The organism is Zymomonas mobilis subsp. mobilis ATCC 10988 (genome assembly GCF_000175255.2).
Classification (GTDB): Bacteria; Pseudomonadota; Alphaproteobacteria; order Sphingomonadales; family Sphingomonadaceae; genus Zymomonas; species Zymomonas mobilis.
The window spans coordinates 468,122-484,967 of the sequence record NC_017262.1; the positions used below are offsets into that span (position 1 = coordinate 468,122).

The following is a 16,846-nucleotide window of genomic DNA, read 5'->3' on the forward strand; positions in this document are numbered from 1 at the left end:
AGATTAAAGGCAGGTCGTCTCATGGCATTTTCTGAAAGACTGGGAAATCTAGCAAAAGAAGCCTTTCGGTCTGTCGGTGCCTTCGTTGCGGAAGGTAAAATCTCGGGTGCCGCATTAGGCGTGATCACGGCTGACGGTCGGAAAGGATGTTACCTTGACGGCTTTGCCCAGATTATACCGCAAAAAGAAAAACTGACACGACAACATTATTTCGACCTTGCTTCTTTAACCAAGGTAATGGCGACAACACCGGCTATTTTAAAACTGGTCGATGATGGAATCATTGATCTCGATCAACCTCTGACCAAAGCTATTCCTGACCTAAGACAATATGAAGTCGGTTCGGCCTATGAACGGACACTGACTTTCAGAGATTGCCTTACCCATAACACGCGTCTTCCCGCGGTAGAGCCTATTTATACCTATGGCAGCGATCCCAATCGGCTTCGGCATTTCATTTTGCAACGCAAATGGGAAAAAACTGCCACGCCCGTTTATTCTGACATCAATTTTATGTTGCTTGGTATTGCCTTGGAACGGCTACATCATGCTCCATTAATCACTTTACCCTTACCAAAGGGACTTACCTACACCCCACCCACCTCCCTTGCGGTGGCGACCGAAAATTGCGTTTTCCGCCACCGTGTTCTTAAAGGCGAAGTGCATGATGAGAATGCTTGGGCATTGGGGGGTGCGGCCGGTCATGCTGGTTTATTCGGTACAGTCGATGCGGTTCTTGACTTTGCCCAATCGCTTTTGAATGGCCAAGCGGCTTCTCCCAAAGCCTTGGAAGCGATCCGTCGCGTTTCAACCAATCCCAAAAGAACTCTTGGTTGGGAATGTAAATTTGATAACTGGGCAGGTGGTCAGGCTTGCTCCGATCAGAGCATTGGACATACCGGCTTTACTGGAACCGGATTATGGATAGATTTCGACCGTTCTTTGGCATGGACATTATTAACCAATCGCGTTCACCCTACCCGCTTTTCAGGGGTACCTATGCAAGATATCCGGCGAAAAACGGGAAATGCCGTTATCGCAGGATGGGACAGCGCTCTTTCTTCATAATTATTCCAAGCGGCATTTTTCTGTAATCATCGCGGTTACTTCATCAAGGGGCAAACGATGAATAGGAACCCCTTCAGGAAAAGCATTCAAAAGCCGAGAAGGCACTGCCGAAGACAATAACACGAATGCCCCCTTGTCATGCTGACTACGGATCAGACGACCAAATCCCTGTGCCAGTTTGGCACGAATAATCTGGTCATCATAAGCTCTCCCGCCCCAGGCTCTCCGCCTTGCAGCATGAGCAACCGTTGGACGTGGCCAAGGCAACCCTTCCATAATCACAAGTCGTAAAGATTGTCCGGGAACATCAATACCATCTCTCAAAGCATCCGTCCCCAAAAGAGAGGCATGAGGGTCATCCCGAAAAATATCAACCAAAGTGCCGGTATCCATTGGATCGACATGCTGGGCATAAAGTGGCAAACCTTGCCTTGCGAGATGGTCGACAATCATCGCATGGACGCGCCTCAATCGATGAATCGACGAAAATAGCCCTAATGCACCGCCTTTTGCAGCTTCCAGCAACCGCACATAGCCATTACTTAAAGACGCAAGGTTATTTTTCTGAATATCGGTCACGATAAATATTTCAGCTGCATCACGATAATGGAACGGACTTTTCACCTCAAAATGTAACAGCGGAATATCCAAATGTTTGGCACCACTTCGCTGCTCGGCCATATCCCATAAAAGACTATCCTCGGCCTTCTCAGCTTCCAGATCAGAAGGTGATACCCGCCCCACACCCAAAGTCGCCGAAGTAATCAATAACCCATGCGCAGATTTGAACACATCTTCGGCAAGGGGATGGGTCGGGTCAATCCAATGACGATGGATCCCGATGTCATATTCTCGGCCATCAATTCGATCGATCGCCAGCCAGTCGATAAAATTCGCCTCTGCTACCCCCGTCAGCCGCTCAATCAAATTCAACCAGCTTGATAATATCATTTCGCGCCGCCCTAAAGCGTTCATCAAGCCTTCTATTTTTCCGCGCACAGCATTGTTGAGCCAATCAGGTGATTCTACCAATAATTGCTCAAGACGCTTCCCAATCAGAAGCAAGGGTTCACGAAGAGCGTGAAGCGCAGTCTGGCTTTCTTTCGCGGCATCGGTTACGACTTGATCGACATCAATAATTTCGATTTCAAGGCTATAGCCCTGCTCGGATTTGTCCGCCCGCGATTTCACCATATGATGAATAGCCAGAAACAGCCTTTCAATGCCATTTTGCGGCTTATCTTCGGATAAATTCTTTAACCAGCTATCAGAAGGCAGGAAACGAGCGGCCTCCTTCAATTCTTCGACAGCATCCGCAATTTTTTCATCATATCCAGCTATTTCAGATAAACCTTTTCGCCGTCGGCGGCTGCCTGATCCCGTCAACCAGCGCCTTAATTCGCAAGATTCTCTGGCTGTAAAGGCGGCTGCAAAGGTTGAATCTGCCGATTCAAATACATGATGCCCTTCGTCAAAAATCAAGCGATTAAGATGGCTATCCTCGCTTTTATCTCCCGTTGCCAACAACATCACCAAAGCATGATTGGCAATAACAATACGGGCATTTTTGGTGGCACGAATAGCGCGTTCAATAAAACAGCGCCGAAAATGGGGACAGGCTGAATAGATACATTCGCCGCGCCTATCTGTCAGGGACAAAGCCCCATTACGTCGAAACAGACTTATCAACCATCCGGGAAGATCGCCCCCAACCATATCCCCATCACGACTATAGGCTGCCCATCGAGCAACTAACTGAACCAGAATATTGGTGCGATAACGGTAATTGCCCTGCAAGGCTTCTTCAAGATTGAGCAGGCAGAGATAATTTTCGCGCCCTTTCCTGATAGCGACCTTCTCGCGATATTGCTGGAAATCAGGAAAAATCCGTTCAGCTTCCCGCCCTAACTGACGTTGTAAAGCCTTGGTATAGGTCGAAATCCAAACCGTGCCTTCGGCTTTTTCTGCCCATTCCGCCGCTGGAGCCAAATAGCCCAATGTCTTCCCGATGCCGGTTCCAGCCTGCGCTAAAAGTAGATGCGGTTCATCCTCTTTTTCTCTGGGGCTAAATATCTGACTGACATGACGAGCATAACGGCGCTGTTCGGGTCTAGATTCCGCCTGTTCACCCAAAGTTTTTCCCAAACTTTCGTCTGCCTCTTCCGGTGATAAAACAACCGGACGGATAGGCGATCTTGGTGGCGCATCTTCCCATTCAGGCAAACGGGAAAACAACCATGCTTCTGGATGAAGCGGCTTTTCCAAATAAGCCTCAATAAAAGGGCTCCAATTCCATTGCCGCCGCGCCAAAGCGGCGGCACTATCCCAGGCACCACCCCGTTCCTGCCATTTCGGGTCGGAAAGCGTTTTCAAAAGATGATTGGTAATCTGATGGAGAATACGGGCAGCCGAAATATCATCTTCCGGCACATCCAAGCCTAAATACCGCGCCAATCCTGAGGCGGTTGGTACCGCAAAACGCGCCGGATGCACAAAAGCAAATAATTCCAGAAGATCAATTCCGCTCGTCTCTTCGATTTTTAGTCGGCTGGCAACCATAGGCGCATTCAGCAGAATAAGAGGCGTTTTCTGTAACAGATTGACAGCCGTCTGACGATCAAGCGACTGGATATTCCCATTGGGGAAAGCCATCCATATACCAGCATGGGTGACATGTAATGCCGGAGGTATTTGATCTTCTGAAAAAAGGCTATCTGTCACGCATTATTCCTATCTTGAGAAGACGACTTTATTCCACCTTACAAAGAAGACACTGTCCCAAGGCTTGATTAACCTCTAAACGACCGATATTGAAATCTGCCCGATCAGGCATAAACAGGATAAATTCCTGACCAAGATAGGTTTATCAACTGAAAAAGCCATTCCGATAGAGTAAGATAACGCAAATTATGGCTCCGGTATGGATTTCTTCAGTTGGGATGACGGGGTAAAATACCTATCCCCGATAACCGGCATTCAGTCAAAAGGGATACTTTGATTTTTGATATCCCTGTATATAGGAATGCACCGGATAGTTTTTATTCAAGACCGGCCTTCTTGTCCGGTCTTCTTTTATGACACAACAGGATCATATGACACAGGAAAACGCGCTTCGCATTGCAGCCCAAAAATCCAAAGCATGGCCTTTTGAAGAGGCACGAAAATTGCTGAAACGCTATGCTAAGGCGGCTCCTGAAAAAGGGTATATCCTTTTTGAAACCGGTTACGGGCCTTCAGGTCTGCCTCATATCGGCACCTTTAACGAAGTTCTCAGAACCACGATGGTGCGGCGCGCCTATGAAATTCTGTCAGACACGCCGACTCGTTTGATCGCTTTCTCGGATGATATGGATGGTTTGCGGAAAATTCCCGACAATGTGCCCAATCATGAAATGCTGGCTAAACATCTGGGCAAGCCTTTATCCCGTATTCCCGATCCTTTTGGCAAATATGAAAGTTTCGCGCATCATAACAATGCGATGCTGCGAGAATTCCTTGATCGTTTCGGCTTTGAATATGATTTTTATTCAGCCAGCGAACAATATAATTCTGGCCGTTTCAATGAAACGCTGAAAGATATTCTTCGTAACTATCAAAAAATTATGAATATCATGCTGCCAACGCTTCGCGAAGAAAGACGGGCAACCTATTCCCCGATCCTTCCGATCAGCGAAAAAAGCGGCATTGTTTTGCAGGTTCCGGTCGAAGTCGTTGATGCCGAAGCCGGTATTATCTGCTTCGAGGATGAAGGTGAAACAGTTGAACAGTCTATTCTTGACGGTAAAGCCAAATTGCAATGGAAAGTCGATTGGGCAATGCGTTGGAAGGCGCTTGGCGTTGATTATGAAATGGCCGGAAAAGATTTGATTGATTCCGTTACCCAGTCATCCAAAATTACCCGTGTTCTCGGTGGTCGCCCACCAGAAGGTTTCAATTATGAAATGTTTCTGGATGAAAATGGCGAAAAGATTTCCAAATCCAAGGGAAATGGCATTGGATTGGAGGAATGGTTCCGCTACGGCCCAGAAGAAAGCCTTGCTTTCTTTGCCTATCGTGAACCGAAAAAAGCAAAATCTTTACATCTCGGTGTTATCCCGCGTGCCATTGATGAATATTGGCAGTTCAGAAAAAATTGGCATGATCAGGATGCTGATAAAAAGCTGGGTAATCCGGTTCACCATATTCACAATGGTGCTGTCCCGACAACAGAAATGCCAGTGCCTTTCAGCCTGCTTCTGAATTTGGTGGGTGTTTTGGGTGATGGCGCAGACAAGGCTATGGTCTGGGGCTATCTCAATCAATTACTACCAGAAGCTACTGTCGAACAATATCCCGATCTCGATCGCCTGATCGGTTTTGCCTTGGCCTATCACAAAGATCATATTGCCCCGACCCTGAAACGTCGCGCTCCGACAGAACAGGAAAAAGAGGCTTTGAAAGATTTGGATAACCGCCTTTCAAAATTGGCAGCAGACAGTTCTGCCGAGGCTTTACAAACCGAAGTCTATGAAGTCGGAAAAAGCTATTACGAGAATCAGTTAAGAGATTGGTTCGGTGTTCTCTATGAAACGCTGCTTGGTTCCAGCCAAGGTCCTCGCATGGGTAGCTTTATCAAGCTCTATGGCTTGGATAATACTAGAAAACTGATTGCTGAAGCTTTGGCAAAATAATTAAGACTTATTCTTTTCGGAGAGAAAACGGATTCAGTTTTCTCTCCGAAGACCATTTCCTATTAGTAAGATTTTTTAAAAATAACCTTAAAACAAATATTTAATATAATTTAAAAATTTCAAATAATAAAAATTAAGTTATTTTAAATTGATTTAAAAAGTTAAAAATGTATAATTTAAATTATGTCAACCTTTCACAAACCTCTCTCAAAGCGCTTTTCTGCTCTTTATTTTAAGAAAAAATAATAAATTGAATTAAATTTGACTTGCGTTGTCAAAGTTGACTTCAAAAAAGTTTAATATTACATTAGTAAAAATAACAATATTATTTTTAATTTAAATTTAATCTAAAATAATAATTATTAAATAAACGGCATTATTATTGATTTTAAGACAAAATATCATATCTTTCTTCGATTATCTTATTTAATTCGTCTAAATATTCAACAAATAAATAAGAGATTTACTGATTCAGTTTTTACAAATTGAAGAAAGATTGTCACATGCGCTATCTATCAAAACAAATAATGTATTTATGCCTCGGTTTATCTGTGCCAGCGGCGGTTATCACACCGACGGCTGCCTATAGCGCTGCGTCTTCGGTCAGTTTAAGTAGTGCGCCCTTTGGCACCACTCCTGAAGGCCAACCTGTTCAGATTTACACCTTAAAAAACGCTAATGGCGTAACCGTTCGTTTTATTTCTTATGGCGGTATCATCCAATCCATCGAAACGCCTGATCGCGATGGTAAAGCCGGTGATATTGTTCTCGGATTTTCCGATCTCAAAGGCTATACCGTAGATGCAGCGAAAGGCGGCCTCTTTTTTGGTGCATTGATTGGTCGATATGCCAACCGGATTGCGAATGGTACTTACAGCCTCGGCGGCAAAACCTATCATGTCCCCGTAACCGCTGCGCCGAATGCCTTACATGGGGGGACAAGGGGTTTTGATAAATATGTTTGGACAGTCCGTCCCCTGCCCGCCACCGAACATGAGGCGGGTGCAGAATTAACTTTGGTCAGCCCCGATAATGACCAAGGTTTCCCGGGGAATTTAACGGTTCATGTCACCTATACATTGAATGACAAAAATGAATTGCGGCTGCGTTATCAGGCTAAAACGGACAAGCCGACGGTTCTCAATCTAACCAATCACAGCTATTTTAACTTAAGCGGCGAAGGCTCCGGTTCGATTGAAAACCAGATTTTAAAAATTAACGCCGATAACTATACGCCGACGGATACGACCTCTATTCCTACTGGCGAGATAGCCCCTGTAGCAGGCACTGTCCTTGATTTCCGTAATCCAATGCGAATTGGCGATCATTTGCGCGACAACAATGAACAGCTCCGCTATGCACGGGGATATGATCAGAATTGGGTTATTAACGGAGAATATGGGAAACAACCTCGCCTCGCAGCCCAAATTTTCGATCCTAAAACGGGACGAACAATGGATGTGCTGACATCTCAACCGGGGATGCAGGTTTATACCTCCAATTCTTTGGACGGTACTTATTACGGCAAAAGCAACAAACAATATCGCCAAACCGACGCTATTGCTTTTGAAGCTGAACATTTTCCGGACTCGCCCAATCACTCCAATTTCCCGACAACCGAACTCAAACCGGGACAGGTATTTGATTATACGACGATTTTCCGCTTTGGAACGCGTCGTTAGAATATCTCTTTAATATAGGCATATGGGTAGTGACTAATAACCTCTATTAGTTGCTACCTAATGTCTCATATATTTCTCATTATTACATATTGCGGTATACAGAATTAAAAAGATTTAAAGATTATCCGTATACCCTATTGTAATATAACCTTTATTATATTTAATCTTAAAACGCATCTTATAATCACTATATCAAAATTAAAATTCGGAAATAAAAGAGAATTATGAAAATTGGATATGCAAGGGTTTCAACCCATGAAGAGAATCTGGATGACCAGATCAAGGCTTTAAAGGAAGCTGGCTGCGAAGAAGTATTTACTGATAAAGTAAGCAGCATCAAAGCTGAGAGGCCGGGGCTTGAGGAAGCCTTAAATTTCATGCGCGAAGGCGATAAATTTATCGTCTGGCGGCTTGATCGTCTGGCAAGGTCACTCAAAGAATTGATTACCTTAGTCGATAATTTAAAAAAACGTTTGGTTCTTTTTGAAAGCCTCTCGGAAAAGATTGATACAGCCTCTTCTGATGGCGGTTTGATTTTCCATATTTTCGGGGCGATGGCGGAATTTGAACGCAATCTTATCCGCGAACGCACTCAAGCCGGTTTGAAGGCAGCAAGGGCAAGAGGTCGCTTGGGTGGACGTCCCCATATGCCGGAGGATAAAATTAACACCGCTATTACGCTTTATCACAGCAACCCCGATATGCCGATTGCTGATATTTGTCGGGCTTCTGGTGTCAGCCGAGCAACGCTTTATCGCTATTTGAAAGCCAAAAAATAAAATAATCGGTTTAATATTTTTCAGAATGAGGAGGTGATGTTTCCCCGATCCGGACAGGATCAAGATTTTATTTGGTGAACAAAAATCACCCTATTTTTATCAAAGATGCTTTTTAGAAAGCTAAACCAAAGCCGTTTCTTTATATGCCCTGAATATACGCTATTGGATGTTCAACAAATGGATATCCTGATAAAGAATTTCTGAATTCGAGTATAAAAAGGCATATCCGATGCGTAAAATCCTTATGTTGGCAGCGGTTTTTATCTTATCTGCCAATAACGACACGCCCGATTATAAAGAAACGCCCACATCAACAGAAGCCGTTCCGCCCACTAATGACCCATGGGCAAACTGCGAATTTGAAATTAAAACAGCCAGTTTCGGAACAAAAATCCCATTCACAACGGTTCCTGTCGCCCATACCAAAGAACAGATCAACCAAGGTGTTGCCAATTTGTATAACGGTACACCGATCATGCTTTTCCTATGGGATCAACCGCGTCGCTATGCCTTTACGATGCGGTCGGTATTACGGCCTATGTCAGTAGCTTTTATCAATGATAAGGGTGAAATCACTCAAATAGAAAATATGAAGCCGAATACGACAGAGCTTCATGTCTCTGACAAGCCGGTTCGCGTTGCCTTAGAAGTCGGGAAAGGCCTTTTAAGCAGCCACAATATTACAACTGGTTCACGGATAACGATCAAGCAATGTTCTTCGACACTGCCCTTCCCCGAAAAATTCTTTCAAGAAAAAAAATAGAGAAACAGGAAGCGATATATTTTTGCATCTTCAAAAGCAGAAATATATCGCCAGCCTTTTTATCAATGAAGGCAGCTATGCCGTCTAACGCGATGATTCATCAAATGGGCGCAGGCTACCAAAGAAACCCCAATCACCGTGCAAACATCCTCTGCCACACTATGACCTACAAATAATCCAACAGACATAAAGGCAATACCAATAAAGCCTATAATAACAGGACGCCATTTATGGTGAGATAAAAATCCGCCACCCAATCCCAATAAAGCAAAAAGAACAGCTAACCCCAAACCGATTTCATGAATACGCGGGTCGTTAAGACGATCGGATACTTCGGACAAAAAGAGCAAAAGAAATAATCCGCCGAAACAATGGATAGCGCATAATCCTGAAAGCACAACAGCGATGCGATCTAGCCAATGAGACTGAAAAATTCGCTTTATCATCTCTTTATCCTAAAATTGAATAAGGCATCCTTTTACTATGGCAGTTGATAAGATGCGCTGGTCTTCCGGTTATATGGGAGGTGTCAGTATATGTTACAACGTAACGGCGGTCATTTTACCCTCTTAAGGATGATCGAAAACCGATCATTTTTTGGGATATAAAAGAACAAAAAATCATCGCGGTATTATAATACCACTCTAAAAACCCTTATTTTTCTTGACTATTCCGGCCTAGACTGTATTCACCTGCCTTCAATAGACGGCATTTCTGTTTTAGGCAGGAATTTCCGTGATTTTACGAATTTTAGCCATATGAGGAACAAGAGCCCATGAAGGCGCTCATGAAAACGACGAAGCCGGCAACGCCTGCAACCGTCGAAAAAAAATGGCATCTGATTGATGCCGAAGGATTAGTTGTTGGTCGTGTCGCAACGATTATCGCTAATCTTCTGCGCGGCAAGCACAAACCGAGCTTTACGCCTTACATTGACTGCGGCGACAATGTTGTTGTTATCAATGCAGACAAGGTTCGTTTCACCGGCCGTAAAATGCAGAAAAAAGTATACTACAAGCATACCGGTTATGCTGGTGGTATCAAGGAAACCACTCCGGCCAAAGTTTTGGGCGGACGTTTTCCGGAACGTGTATTGGAAAAAGCGGTTGAACGCATGATTCCCCGTGGCCCCTTAGGTCGCCAGCAAATGCGTAACCTCCGTATCTTTGCCGGTGCAGAACATTCGCATACGGCTCAGAATCCTGAAGTTCTTGATGTTGCGGCTATGAACCGTAAAAATAAGGTGGGTGCCTGATGGCTGATCATCGTCAATCTCTTTCCGATCTTGCTGATCTGGCAAAAGCCGGCGCAGCGAAAGCCGGTGCCGCAACGACCTCTGTTGTTACAGAAACTGTTGTTGAAGAAAAAGCTGCTGTTGCCGAACCTGCTCCCCTGCGTGAGCAGATTTTGGACGCACAGGGTCGTGCTTATGCAACTGGCCGTCGTAAAGACGCTGTTGCTCGCGTCTGGATCAAACCGGGCAGCGGCAAGATCACTGTAAACGGTCGCGATCAGGAATTTTACTTCGCCCGTCCGACCTTGCGTTTGGTTATCAATCAGCCTTTCGACGTCACGGAACGTCGTGGCCAGTATGATGTTGTCGCAACCGTTACCGGTGGCGGTCTCTCTGGTCAGGCTGGTGCCGTAAAGCATGGTATTTCTCAGGCTTTGACCCGCTACGAACCGGCTCTGCGTTCTTCTGTGAAGGCTGCTGGCTTCCTGACGCGCGATAGCCGTGCGGTTGAACGTAAGAAATACGGTCGTGCCAAAGCTCGCCGTAGCTTCCAGTTCTCCAAACGTTAAGATCTTTTTACTTTATAAAACAATTTATAAAGAAAAAGACAAAAAGGGTGCCATTTTGGCACCCTTTTTCTTTTAAAATGGATGTAAATTTCCGGCTATATGCCGTAAAAGTAAAGGACACTCTACCCCCATGTTCTTTGTGCTTTTTTGCTTGGGAACAGAATGTCCGATAAACGACTAAACGGATTCCAAATTAAGGATTTTGCGTGGCTGAAGATTTCAAGGAACGTTTAAAGTTATTTAACGTCACTGCCGGTGACTATAAAAATTTTCCCGCGCTCAAAAAAATTGTTGAGCGTCATGGGCAGAAAACCCTTGATTATCTTTATACGCATCTGACACGCACTTCGGCTGCCCGTTTTTTCAAAAGCAAAGACGCGATTGAAAAGGCAAAAAAGAAGCAGCTAGCGCATTGGCTCTCGTGGTTCACCTTACCTTTGGATAAAAAAAGTGAGGAAACTTCCAAAAAAATCGGTGCCATTCATGCCCAAATTGGGGTAACGCCTACCTATTATATCAGCGCCTATGCTGTTAGTTTGGAACAATTAATTACGCGGGCGATAAAATCCTCAGCGGCAGGTTTATTTCTCAACCGCAAATTAGCCGATACAATTGGCTCTTTAGTCAAATTAACCCTTCTTGATATTGAAATTGTTCTGTCGAATTATCTGGATTACGAGCGTCAGGAACGGAACACCATCCTGACGAGCTTGAGCAAAGCGCTTAACCAGATGGCCGAACAAAATTTTGATGTCGTTCTAGAACATATCCCGAAAAACTATGCTGCGATCGCGAATGACTTCGCCGTTATGCGTTCTAGCTTAGCGGGTGTGATCGCCCAAGTTATCGAAATCGCTCATCGCGCCAAATCAGAAGCGCATAATATCGGTCGTTTTTCGCAATCTTTAACCGATTCCAGCCATCACCAAATTCAGACATTGGGTGATGCAACCAATACCATGAGTCATATTGCCGAAGCGGCCAAAAACACGGCTTTACAGGCAAAGGATGTCAGTAAATCCATTGATGAAACACGGGAAAAAGCAGGTGAAGGTGGCCGTATCGCCTATGATGCCATCAAGAGCATGGAAGCGTTGTCCGCCTCATCTAAAAAGATTTCCAATATCGTTACCCTCATTGATGATATCGCATTTCAAACCAATCTTTTGGCTTTAAATGCTAGTATTGAAGCCGCGAAAGCGAGCGAAGCAGGTCGAGGCTTCACCGTTGTTGCGAATGAAGTTCGGGCGCTGGCTCAGCGTTCAGCCGAAGCCGCCGCAGGTATTAAAACCCTTATTGAAGACAGTTTAAAACAGCTTAGCATCACAAAAAATCATGTTGAAAATACCGGCAAAACCTTTGAAGAAATTATAGAGAGTATCGAAACCGTTAACCGGCAGGCTCATGATATTTCACTATCAGCGGCATCTCAATCACAAGAGCTGCAAAACGCCGCTGCGACCGTTAAAAATACTGAACAAATAACGCAACAAGGGGGCGTTATTGTTGAGCAATCAACCGAAGCTTCTCGAAATATTGTCGAGGCAATTGACCTACTTGGCACCGCTTTGGAACGTTTTCATCTAGGGGCAGATGAGAAAACAAACTAATTTTGCTTTATTTATAGCGATAAAAAACGTCAAATATCATGCGCGCTTTCCAATTGATCCTTGACGTAATAGGAAAAATTTTCCAGCCTATTTTGCCTTTTTGATATAATAACAAGACGGATAAAGGCTTTAGGCAATCGCTATTTTCTGAATGTCCCTTTTCGGCATTCAAAGGTAACAGGAACTATCAGACGTTCTTTCGGGGAAGACGGTATAATTTATGACACAGCCCGAAAAAAAACTGTTTACTTTATGGCAAGCCCAAAAAAAAACGATCGAAAATGATCTAAAGGCCTGTCAGGCCGGTATCTATGACAGCAAATGCCTGCTCCGTCTGGAAATGGCGATAAAAGAACTGAATAATCAGGCCTCTGGCAATAATGAAACAGCGTTAGTTCAGTTAACTTTTTTACTAGCGCAACTGATAGAAGCGATCCGCAAAGATCGCTTGGCTTTAAATCTGTTCTTAATTGATCTTATCCAGCGTAGTTTTGATACGATCGAAAATGACATTCTGGCCATTACATCAAAACAGATTCCGGTTGACCAGACCCAGATTGAAGAAGAATTACAAAAGACAATCGCCCATTCTTCTCAATATGCGATTAAAAAAGTCGGTCATGAAATCACTATAGACAAGCCAGAAGTCATTTTATCCAAAAACGCTCTGGTGGCCGATGATCCCGTAACGCGTATTCATCAAAATGCCACGGATGAAACGCTTCACGTTGAAGGCAGTCTTGAACCGCATATTCCAGTTAATCCTGAAAAACTGGATAACCTATTCGATATATTCCACGAAATGCTGAGCATTCGTTCAGAATTAAGTCTCACTCATGGCCTTTCAGATGAAAAAGCTGGTCGGGTCAATGCGCTCGAAAAATTGGATCAACTGATCCAATCTGCCAATAATTATGCTATGGCGCTCCAAACTCAGACTATCGAGCCGCTTTTTAAACAAGTCATTGATATCATTAAGCAAAGATGCGGTAATAATCACAAAAATATTATTTTTTCAGTTATCGGATCTGAAATCAAAATCGACAAACGGATCGTCATTGATCTTGGCAAGGCTTTACTTGAACTTGTCGATAATGCGGCCTTTCACGGCATTGAAGAAAGCGAAACGCGTCAGGAAATGGGTAAACCTCGCGAAGGTCATATTCGCTTGGAAGCCCGCTATCATGCCAGCCGCTTAAAGATCATTATCGCCGATGATGGCCGTGGCATTCTTTGGAAAAAACTGGTCAAAATTGCCGAACAATACGGCATAATTGCAGATAAAGATGCTCCAGATGGGAAAGCAGACGAAACGCAATCTTTTGAAAGCCATGCCTCGCATCATGGAAAAGGCGGCTTTGCGACCGTCAAAGACATTGTTCAGTCATTAAAGGGAGAAATCCGCATTTATGCTCCTCCCCGTTTAGGCACGCGGGTCACGATGCTTCTACCCCTTAATCAAACGATGGTTGAAGGCCTGATTACCACCGTCAAAGATCAAAGCTATATCCTGCCTATCTCCGATATCATCGAAAGCATCGCGGTCAACGCAGAAGATATTCATTGGGTCGATGAAAGACAGTCAATGATCCAACTACGGGATCAGTGGTTTCCGGCTATTGCGCTTTCTGCCTTATTGGGAGAGGAAAATTTCACACAGGATTCTTTTAAGACAGGCCGAAAAATCCTGATCAGAATTGACCCGACGATTCACCAACCAGAAGTGATGATTATCGTTGATGCTCTTGAAAGCCAAAGACAGGTTTTAGTTCAAAGCCTCGAAAAAAATTTCCAAGCTGTGCACGGTATTAGTGGGGTTGCTTTTCTACAAGAAGGTCAAACGGCTCTAGTTATTGACATAGACTCCTTATTAAACCCTCACAAATACAGTTAATTTTACATTATTTTAAAAGAATATATTTTTATTATTACGTAAAATATTTTAATTTAAAAATCCGTTTTGGATGGATGCGCATTTTTATTGAGGAGTCGGTTTTTATATTTTTGACGACTTCGGATTTTCTATAAAAATTGATAATTTTTCCAGAAGAGCATTGCCTTATATGTCTGAAATATAAAGACAAAAGCCGATTTTGTTAAGCATATTTTAGAGTTTATGGTATTAAACTTTCTATCAAATGATAGACATTCAATAGGATTTAGAAATATCGGTTTTTAAACAACTGCTTCATATTGAACCAGTTTTCTCCACATAACGGGCGTTTTAAAATCAATATAAAGGGATACGGAATGAGCGATCCTGTTCGCGTTTTAATTGTTGATGATTCTCTCACCATGCGCACCCTCTTTTCCGAGGTGCTGGACAGCTTTGATAATATTCAGGTTGTCGGCGTCGCGGCGAATGCAGATGAAGCACGGGAACGTATTACAGAATTATCACCCCAGGTCATTACGCTTGACGTCGAAATGCCGGGAATGAGCGGTATCGAATTTCTCGAAGAAATCATGAAAGAACGGCCAATGCCGGTCATCATGCTTTCGACGCTGACCCAGCGTGGTGCAGAAATTTCACTGCGTGCTTTGGAATTGGGCGCATTTGAATGCTTCCCGAAACCACAGAATGTGACTCTGGAAGTTTTCAAAAAACTTGGGCCTAAACTGGCTGAACTGATTGTTGCTGCGGCTGGCGGTAAAATCCGTAAAAAGACCAGACAGCGTAAGGTTGCCAAAGACGAACTGGAATGGAATGGTAAGATGATTGCCCTTGCGACCTCAACGGGTGGCGTGGATGCAATGCTTGACATTTTACCGGAATTTCCGGCCAACTGCCCTCCGACCCTTATTGTTCAACCTTTGGATGATAGTTTTACCGAAATTTATCTGACTCGTTTGGGTTCTGCTATCAAACCTCAGGTCAAACTGGCCAAAGATGGTGCCAAATTAAAACAAGGCGTGATCTATATTGCCAGCGACACCAATAACCATGTGGTGATTGACCGTTGGCCTGATCCGACCATTCGCTTGCTTCCCAAGGAACCTGTCCAAGGCCACCGCCCCAGCGCCAGCTTGCTATTTGCAGCCCTTGCAAAAACCGCCAAAGATGATGTTGTTGCCGGTATTTTGACGGGGGTTGGTGATGATGGCGTTGCCGGGATGCGGGCATTGAAAGCTAGTGGCGCGTTCACTTTTGCTCAAGATCAGGAAACCGCTATCGCTGGTGATGCACCCCGCGCTGCTCGCGATGCCAAGGTTATCGATCAGGAGGTCGCTATCGGCGATATCGCCTCTGTGGTTCTTGCTAAATGTCAGAAATAAAATCAGATAAAGATTTTCTCAATCCGGAACAGGCTCGTCCCTGTTCCGGAGATTTGTGCAAAAATAATCGGGCAACCACCCTTTTATTTAAAAAGCTGGCCGCCGAAGTCGCTTTGGTGCGCCATGATGTCGAACATCTATCAGTGATATTATGCGGCGATAGCTATGTTGTCGAAAATCATGTCTCTGTTTTACAGGATTTCGACCATATTACACAAAGGCTTGCTATCATCGCGGATATCTTACAGGCTGATGATCGCCTTGAAGCGGTCAAACATATCCCGCTTGAGGTTTTGGCAGCACGCCTCAATAACAAATAATGCAAGGCGTCTTTTCTAAAAAATAAGCCGGATCTTAAAAAAGCTCCGGCCTAAGGAAATACGCTTCAATTATTTCATGGTTTTGGCATCAATCGTTGCCAATTTGTGAACCAGTCCCGGAATACCATTAGAAGCAACCGTCGAAGAGAAGTCAGCGCGCTGAACCGCTAACTGGCTGACGCCATCCGAAATAATATCGACGATTCTCCATTTACCCTGACTAAAACGCATCCGGTAAATCAGCTTATCACTCGTGATCGTTGCCCGTACCAATTTATCAGAACCACGGCTGGTAACAGGCAGTTCGGTTTTAAACTGTTCACCGCCATAACTGACAAAATTGCTGGCCAACATAACGGCACTATGATGTTCCAAAGCCGCAATAGCCTGATCGCGATCCGCTTGGGAAGCTGAAGACCAACCAGATCCGACAACCAAAGACGTCATGGTTGGCATGTCATAATAGTCATGAACCAAGGTTTCAAAGCGCGTTATCCGGCCAGAAATTCCAAGGCTTTTTCCCTGCTTCATGATTTCGATAATAGCATTGTGATAGGCGTCAATTTGGGTGGCGGCAGGATCGCTCGCTTGAGCAAAGGCTGCAACCGGCGCTACCGTCACCAAAATAGCGGGTATTATATTTTTCAATTTTAAAGCCATAAAAAATCCTACTCTTCAATTCACATGAATATGGAAAGAGGCAAAATACGATTCCACATTTCTTACTTATCTCCCATTTATAAAAATGCCGGAAATAATGGAAATGTAATATCCTGATTTTCCCGTCGGCTTTCTTCCCTTGGTTTAATATGTCTTTTTAAAAAGCATCTAATGAACGAGGAAAGAACAATAACCTTGAAACAAGCATCCGTCCC

At 44.2% G+C, this 16,846-nt stretch carries 14 protein-coding genes; 11 read left to right on the plus strand and 3 right to left on the minus strand.

All coding sequences use genetic code 11. The annotated features are described in order from the left end of the window. Positions 1-21 precede the first annotated feature (21 nt). Positions 22-1,068 carry a serine hydrolase domain-containing protein gene (locus ZMOB_RS02125; RefSeq protein WP_014500497.1) on the plus strand — a complete coding sequence of 349 codons (1,047 nt, stop codon included), beginning with the start codon at positions 22-24 and terminating at the stop codon, positions 1,066-1,068. Here the strand turns inward: ZMOB_RS02125 and ZMOB_RS02130 are convergent, their stop codons facing one another. Further along, a complete protein-coding gene (locus tag ZMOB_RS02130) occupies positions 1,069-3,789 on the minus strand; it encodes an ATP-dependent DNA helicase (protein WP_014500498.1) in 2,721 nt (906 codons plus the stop codon). Between the two features lie 371 nt (positions 3,790-4,160). Between ZMOB_RS02130 and ZMOB_RS02135 the strand changes: the two genes are divergently transcribed. The 4 genes from ZMOB_RS02135 to ZMOB_RS02150 all read left to right on the plus strand — a co-directional run bounded on the left by ZMOB_RS02135 (position 4,161) and on the right by ZMOB_RS02150 (position 8,962). Continuing rightward, positions 4,161-5,738, plus strand: coding sequence for a lysine--tRNA ligase (locus ZMOB_RS02135; RefSeq protein WP_014500499.1), 1,578 nt, complete (start codon positions 4,161-4,163; stop codon positions 5,736-5,738). Positions 5,739-6,241: 503 nt separating this feature from the next. Next, entirely contained in the window at positions 6,242-7,420 is a 1,179-nt protein-coding gene (locus ZMOB_RS02140) for an aldose epimerase family protein (protein ID WP_014500500.1), read from the plus strand. Positions 7,421-7,644: 224 nt separating this feature from the next. Continuing rightward, positions 7,645-8,199 (plus strand): recombinase family protein, encoded by a 555-nt coding sequence (locus ZMOB_RS02145; RefSeq protein WP_011240751.1) that lies wholly within the window; start codon positions 7,645-7,647, stop codon positions 8,197-8,199. A gap of 229 nt (positions 8,200-8,428) precedes the next feature. Beyond that, positions 8,429-8,962 (plus strand): DUF192 domain-containing protein, encoded by a 534-nt coding sequence (locus ZMOB_RS02150; protein WP_012817097.1) that lies wholly within the window; start codon positions 8,429-8,431, stop codon positions 8,960-8,962. Positions 8,963-9,024: 62 nt separating this feature from the next. On the opposite strand, the gene ZMOB_RS02155 is transcribed toward ZMOB_RS02150, so the two are convergent. Continuing rightward, positions 9,025-9,408 (minus strand): MerC domain-containing protein, encoded by a 384-nt coding sequence (locus ZMOB_RS02155; protein ID WP_011240749.1) that lies wholly within the window; start codon positions 9,406-9,408, stop codon positions 9,025-9,027. Positions 9,409-9,737: 329 nt separating this feature from the next. On the opposite strand from ZMOB_RS02155, the gene rplM reads away from it, so the two are divergent. From rplM to ZMOB_RS02185, 6 genes are all read left to right on the plus strand, one after another. Then, complete coding sequence (gene rplM / locus ZMOB_RS02160; protein ID WP_011240748.1) at positions 9,738-10,217, plus strand: 50S ribosomal protein L13; 480 nt, start codon at positions 9,738-9,740, stop codon at positions 10,215-10,217. Further along, the gene (gene rpsI / locus ZMOB_RS02165; RefSeq protein WP_014500501.1) at positions 10,217-10,765 is read left to right on the plus strand and encodes a 30S ribosomal protein S9; all 549 of its coding nucleotides are present in this window, start codon (positions 10,217-10,219) and stop codon (positions 10,763-10,765) included. Before rplM ends, rpsI begins: the two co-directional genes overlap by 1 nt. Before the next feature lie 206 nt (positions 10,766-10,971). Further along, complete coding sequence (locus ZMOB_RS02170; RefSeq protein ID WP_014500502.1) at positions 10,972-12,375, plus strand: globin-coupled sensor protein; 1,404 nt, start codon at positions 10,972-10,974, stop codon at positions 12,373-12,375. A 220-nt stretch (positions 12,376-12,595) separates the two neighbouring features. After that, positions 12,596-14,269 (plus strand): chemotaxis protein CheW, encoded by a 1,674-nt coding sequence (locus ZMOB_RS02175; RefSeq protein WP_014500503.1) that lies wholly within the window; start codon positions 12,596-12,598, stop codon positions 14,267-14,269. A gap of 356 nt (positions 14,270-14,625) precedes the next feature. Further along, entirely contained in the window at positions 14,626-15,651 is a 1,026-nt protein-coding gene (gene cheB / locus ZMOB_RS02180) for a chemotaxis-specific protein-glutamate methyltransferase CheB (protein ID WP_011240744.1), read from the plus strand. Then, the gene (locus tag ZMOB_RS02185; RefSeq protein WP_011240743.1) at positions 15,639-15,971 is read left to right on the plus strand and encodes a hypothetical protein; all 333 of its coding nucleotides are present in this window, start codon (positions 15,639-15,641) and stop codon (positions 15,969-15,971) included. Before cheB ends, ZMOB_RS02185 begins: the two co-directional genes overlap by 13 nt. Positions 15,972-16,040: 69 nt before the next feature. Here ZMOB_RS02185 and ZMOB_RS02190 read toward each other — a convergent pair whose 3' ends face one another. Next, positions 16,041-16,631 (minus strand): HpnM family protein, encoded by a 591-nt coding sequence (locus ZMOB_RS02190; protein ID WP_014500504.1) that lies wholly within the window; start codon positions 16,629-16,631, stop codon positions 16,041-16,043. Positions 16,632-16,846: the final 215 nt, after the last annotated feature.

Coding starts and splice junctions, on each gene's coding strand:
- ZMOB_RS02125 (WP_014500497.1), top strand. CDS start 22: ATGGCATTTTCTGAAAGACTGGGAAATCTAGCAAAAGAAGCCTTTCGG.
- ZMOB_RS02135 (WP_014500499.1), top strand. CDS start 4,161: ATGACACAGGAAAACGCGCTTCGCATTGCAGCCCAAAAATCCAAAGCA.
- ZMOB_RS02140 (WP_014500500.1), top strand. CDS start 6,242: ATGCGCTATCTATCAAAACAAATAATGTATTTATGCCTCGGTTTATCT.
- ZMOB_RS02145 (WP_011240751.1), top strand. CDS start 7,645: ATGAAAATTGGATATGCAAGGGTTTCAACCCATGAAGAGAATCTGGAT.
- ZMOB_RS02150 (WP_012817097.1), top strand. CDS start 8,429: ATGCGTAAAATCCTTATGTTGGCAGCGGTTTTTATCTTATCTGCCAAT.
- ZMOB_RS02155 (WP_011240749.1), bottom strand. CDS start 9,408: ATGATAAAGCGAATTTTTCAGTCTCATTGGCTAGATCGCATCGCTGTT.
- rplM (WP_011240748.1), top strand. CDS start 9,738: ATGAAGGCGCTCATGAAAACGACGAAGCCGGCAACGCCTGCAACCGTC.
- rpsI (WP_014500501.1), top strand. CDS start 10,217: ATGGCTGATCATCGTCAATCTCTTTCCGATCTTGCTGATCTGGCAAAA.
- ZMOB_RS02175 (WP_014500503.1), top strand. CDS start 12,596: ATGACACAGCCCGAAAAAAAACTGTTTACTTTATGGCAAGCCCAAAAA.
- cheB (WP_011240744.1), top strand. CDS start 14,626: ATGAGCGATCCTGTTCGCGTTTTAATTGTTGATGATTCTCTCACCATG.
- ZMOB_RS02185 (WP_011240743.1), top strand. CDS start 15,639: ATGTCAGAAATAAAATCAGATAAAGATTTTCTCAATCCGGAACAGGCT.
- ZMOB_RS02190 (WP_014500504.1), bottom strand. CDS start 16,631: ATGGCTTTAAAATTGAAAAATATAATACCCGCTATTTTGGTGACGGTA.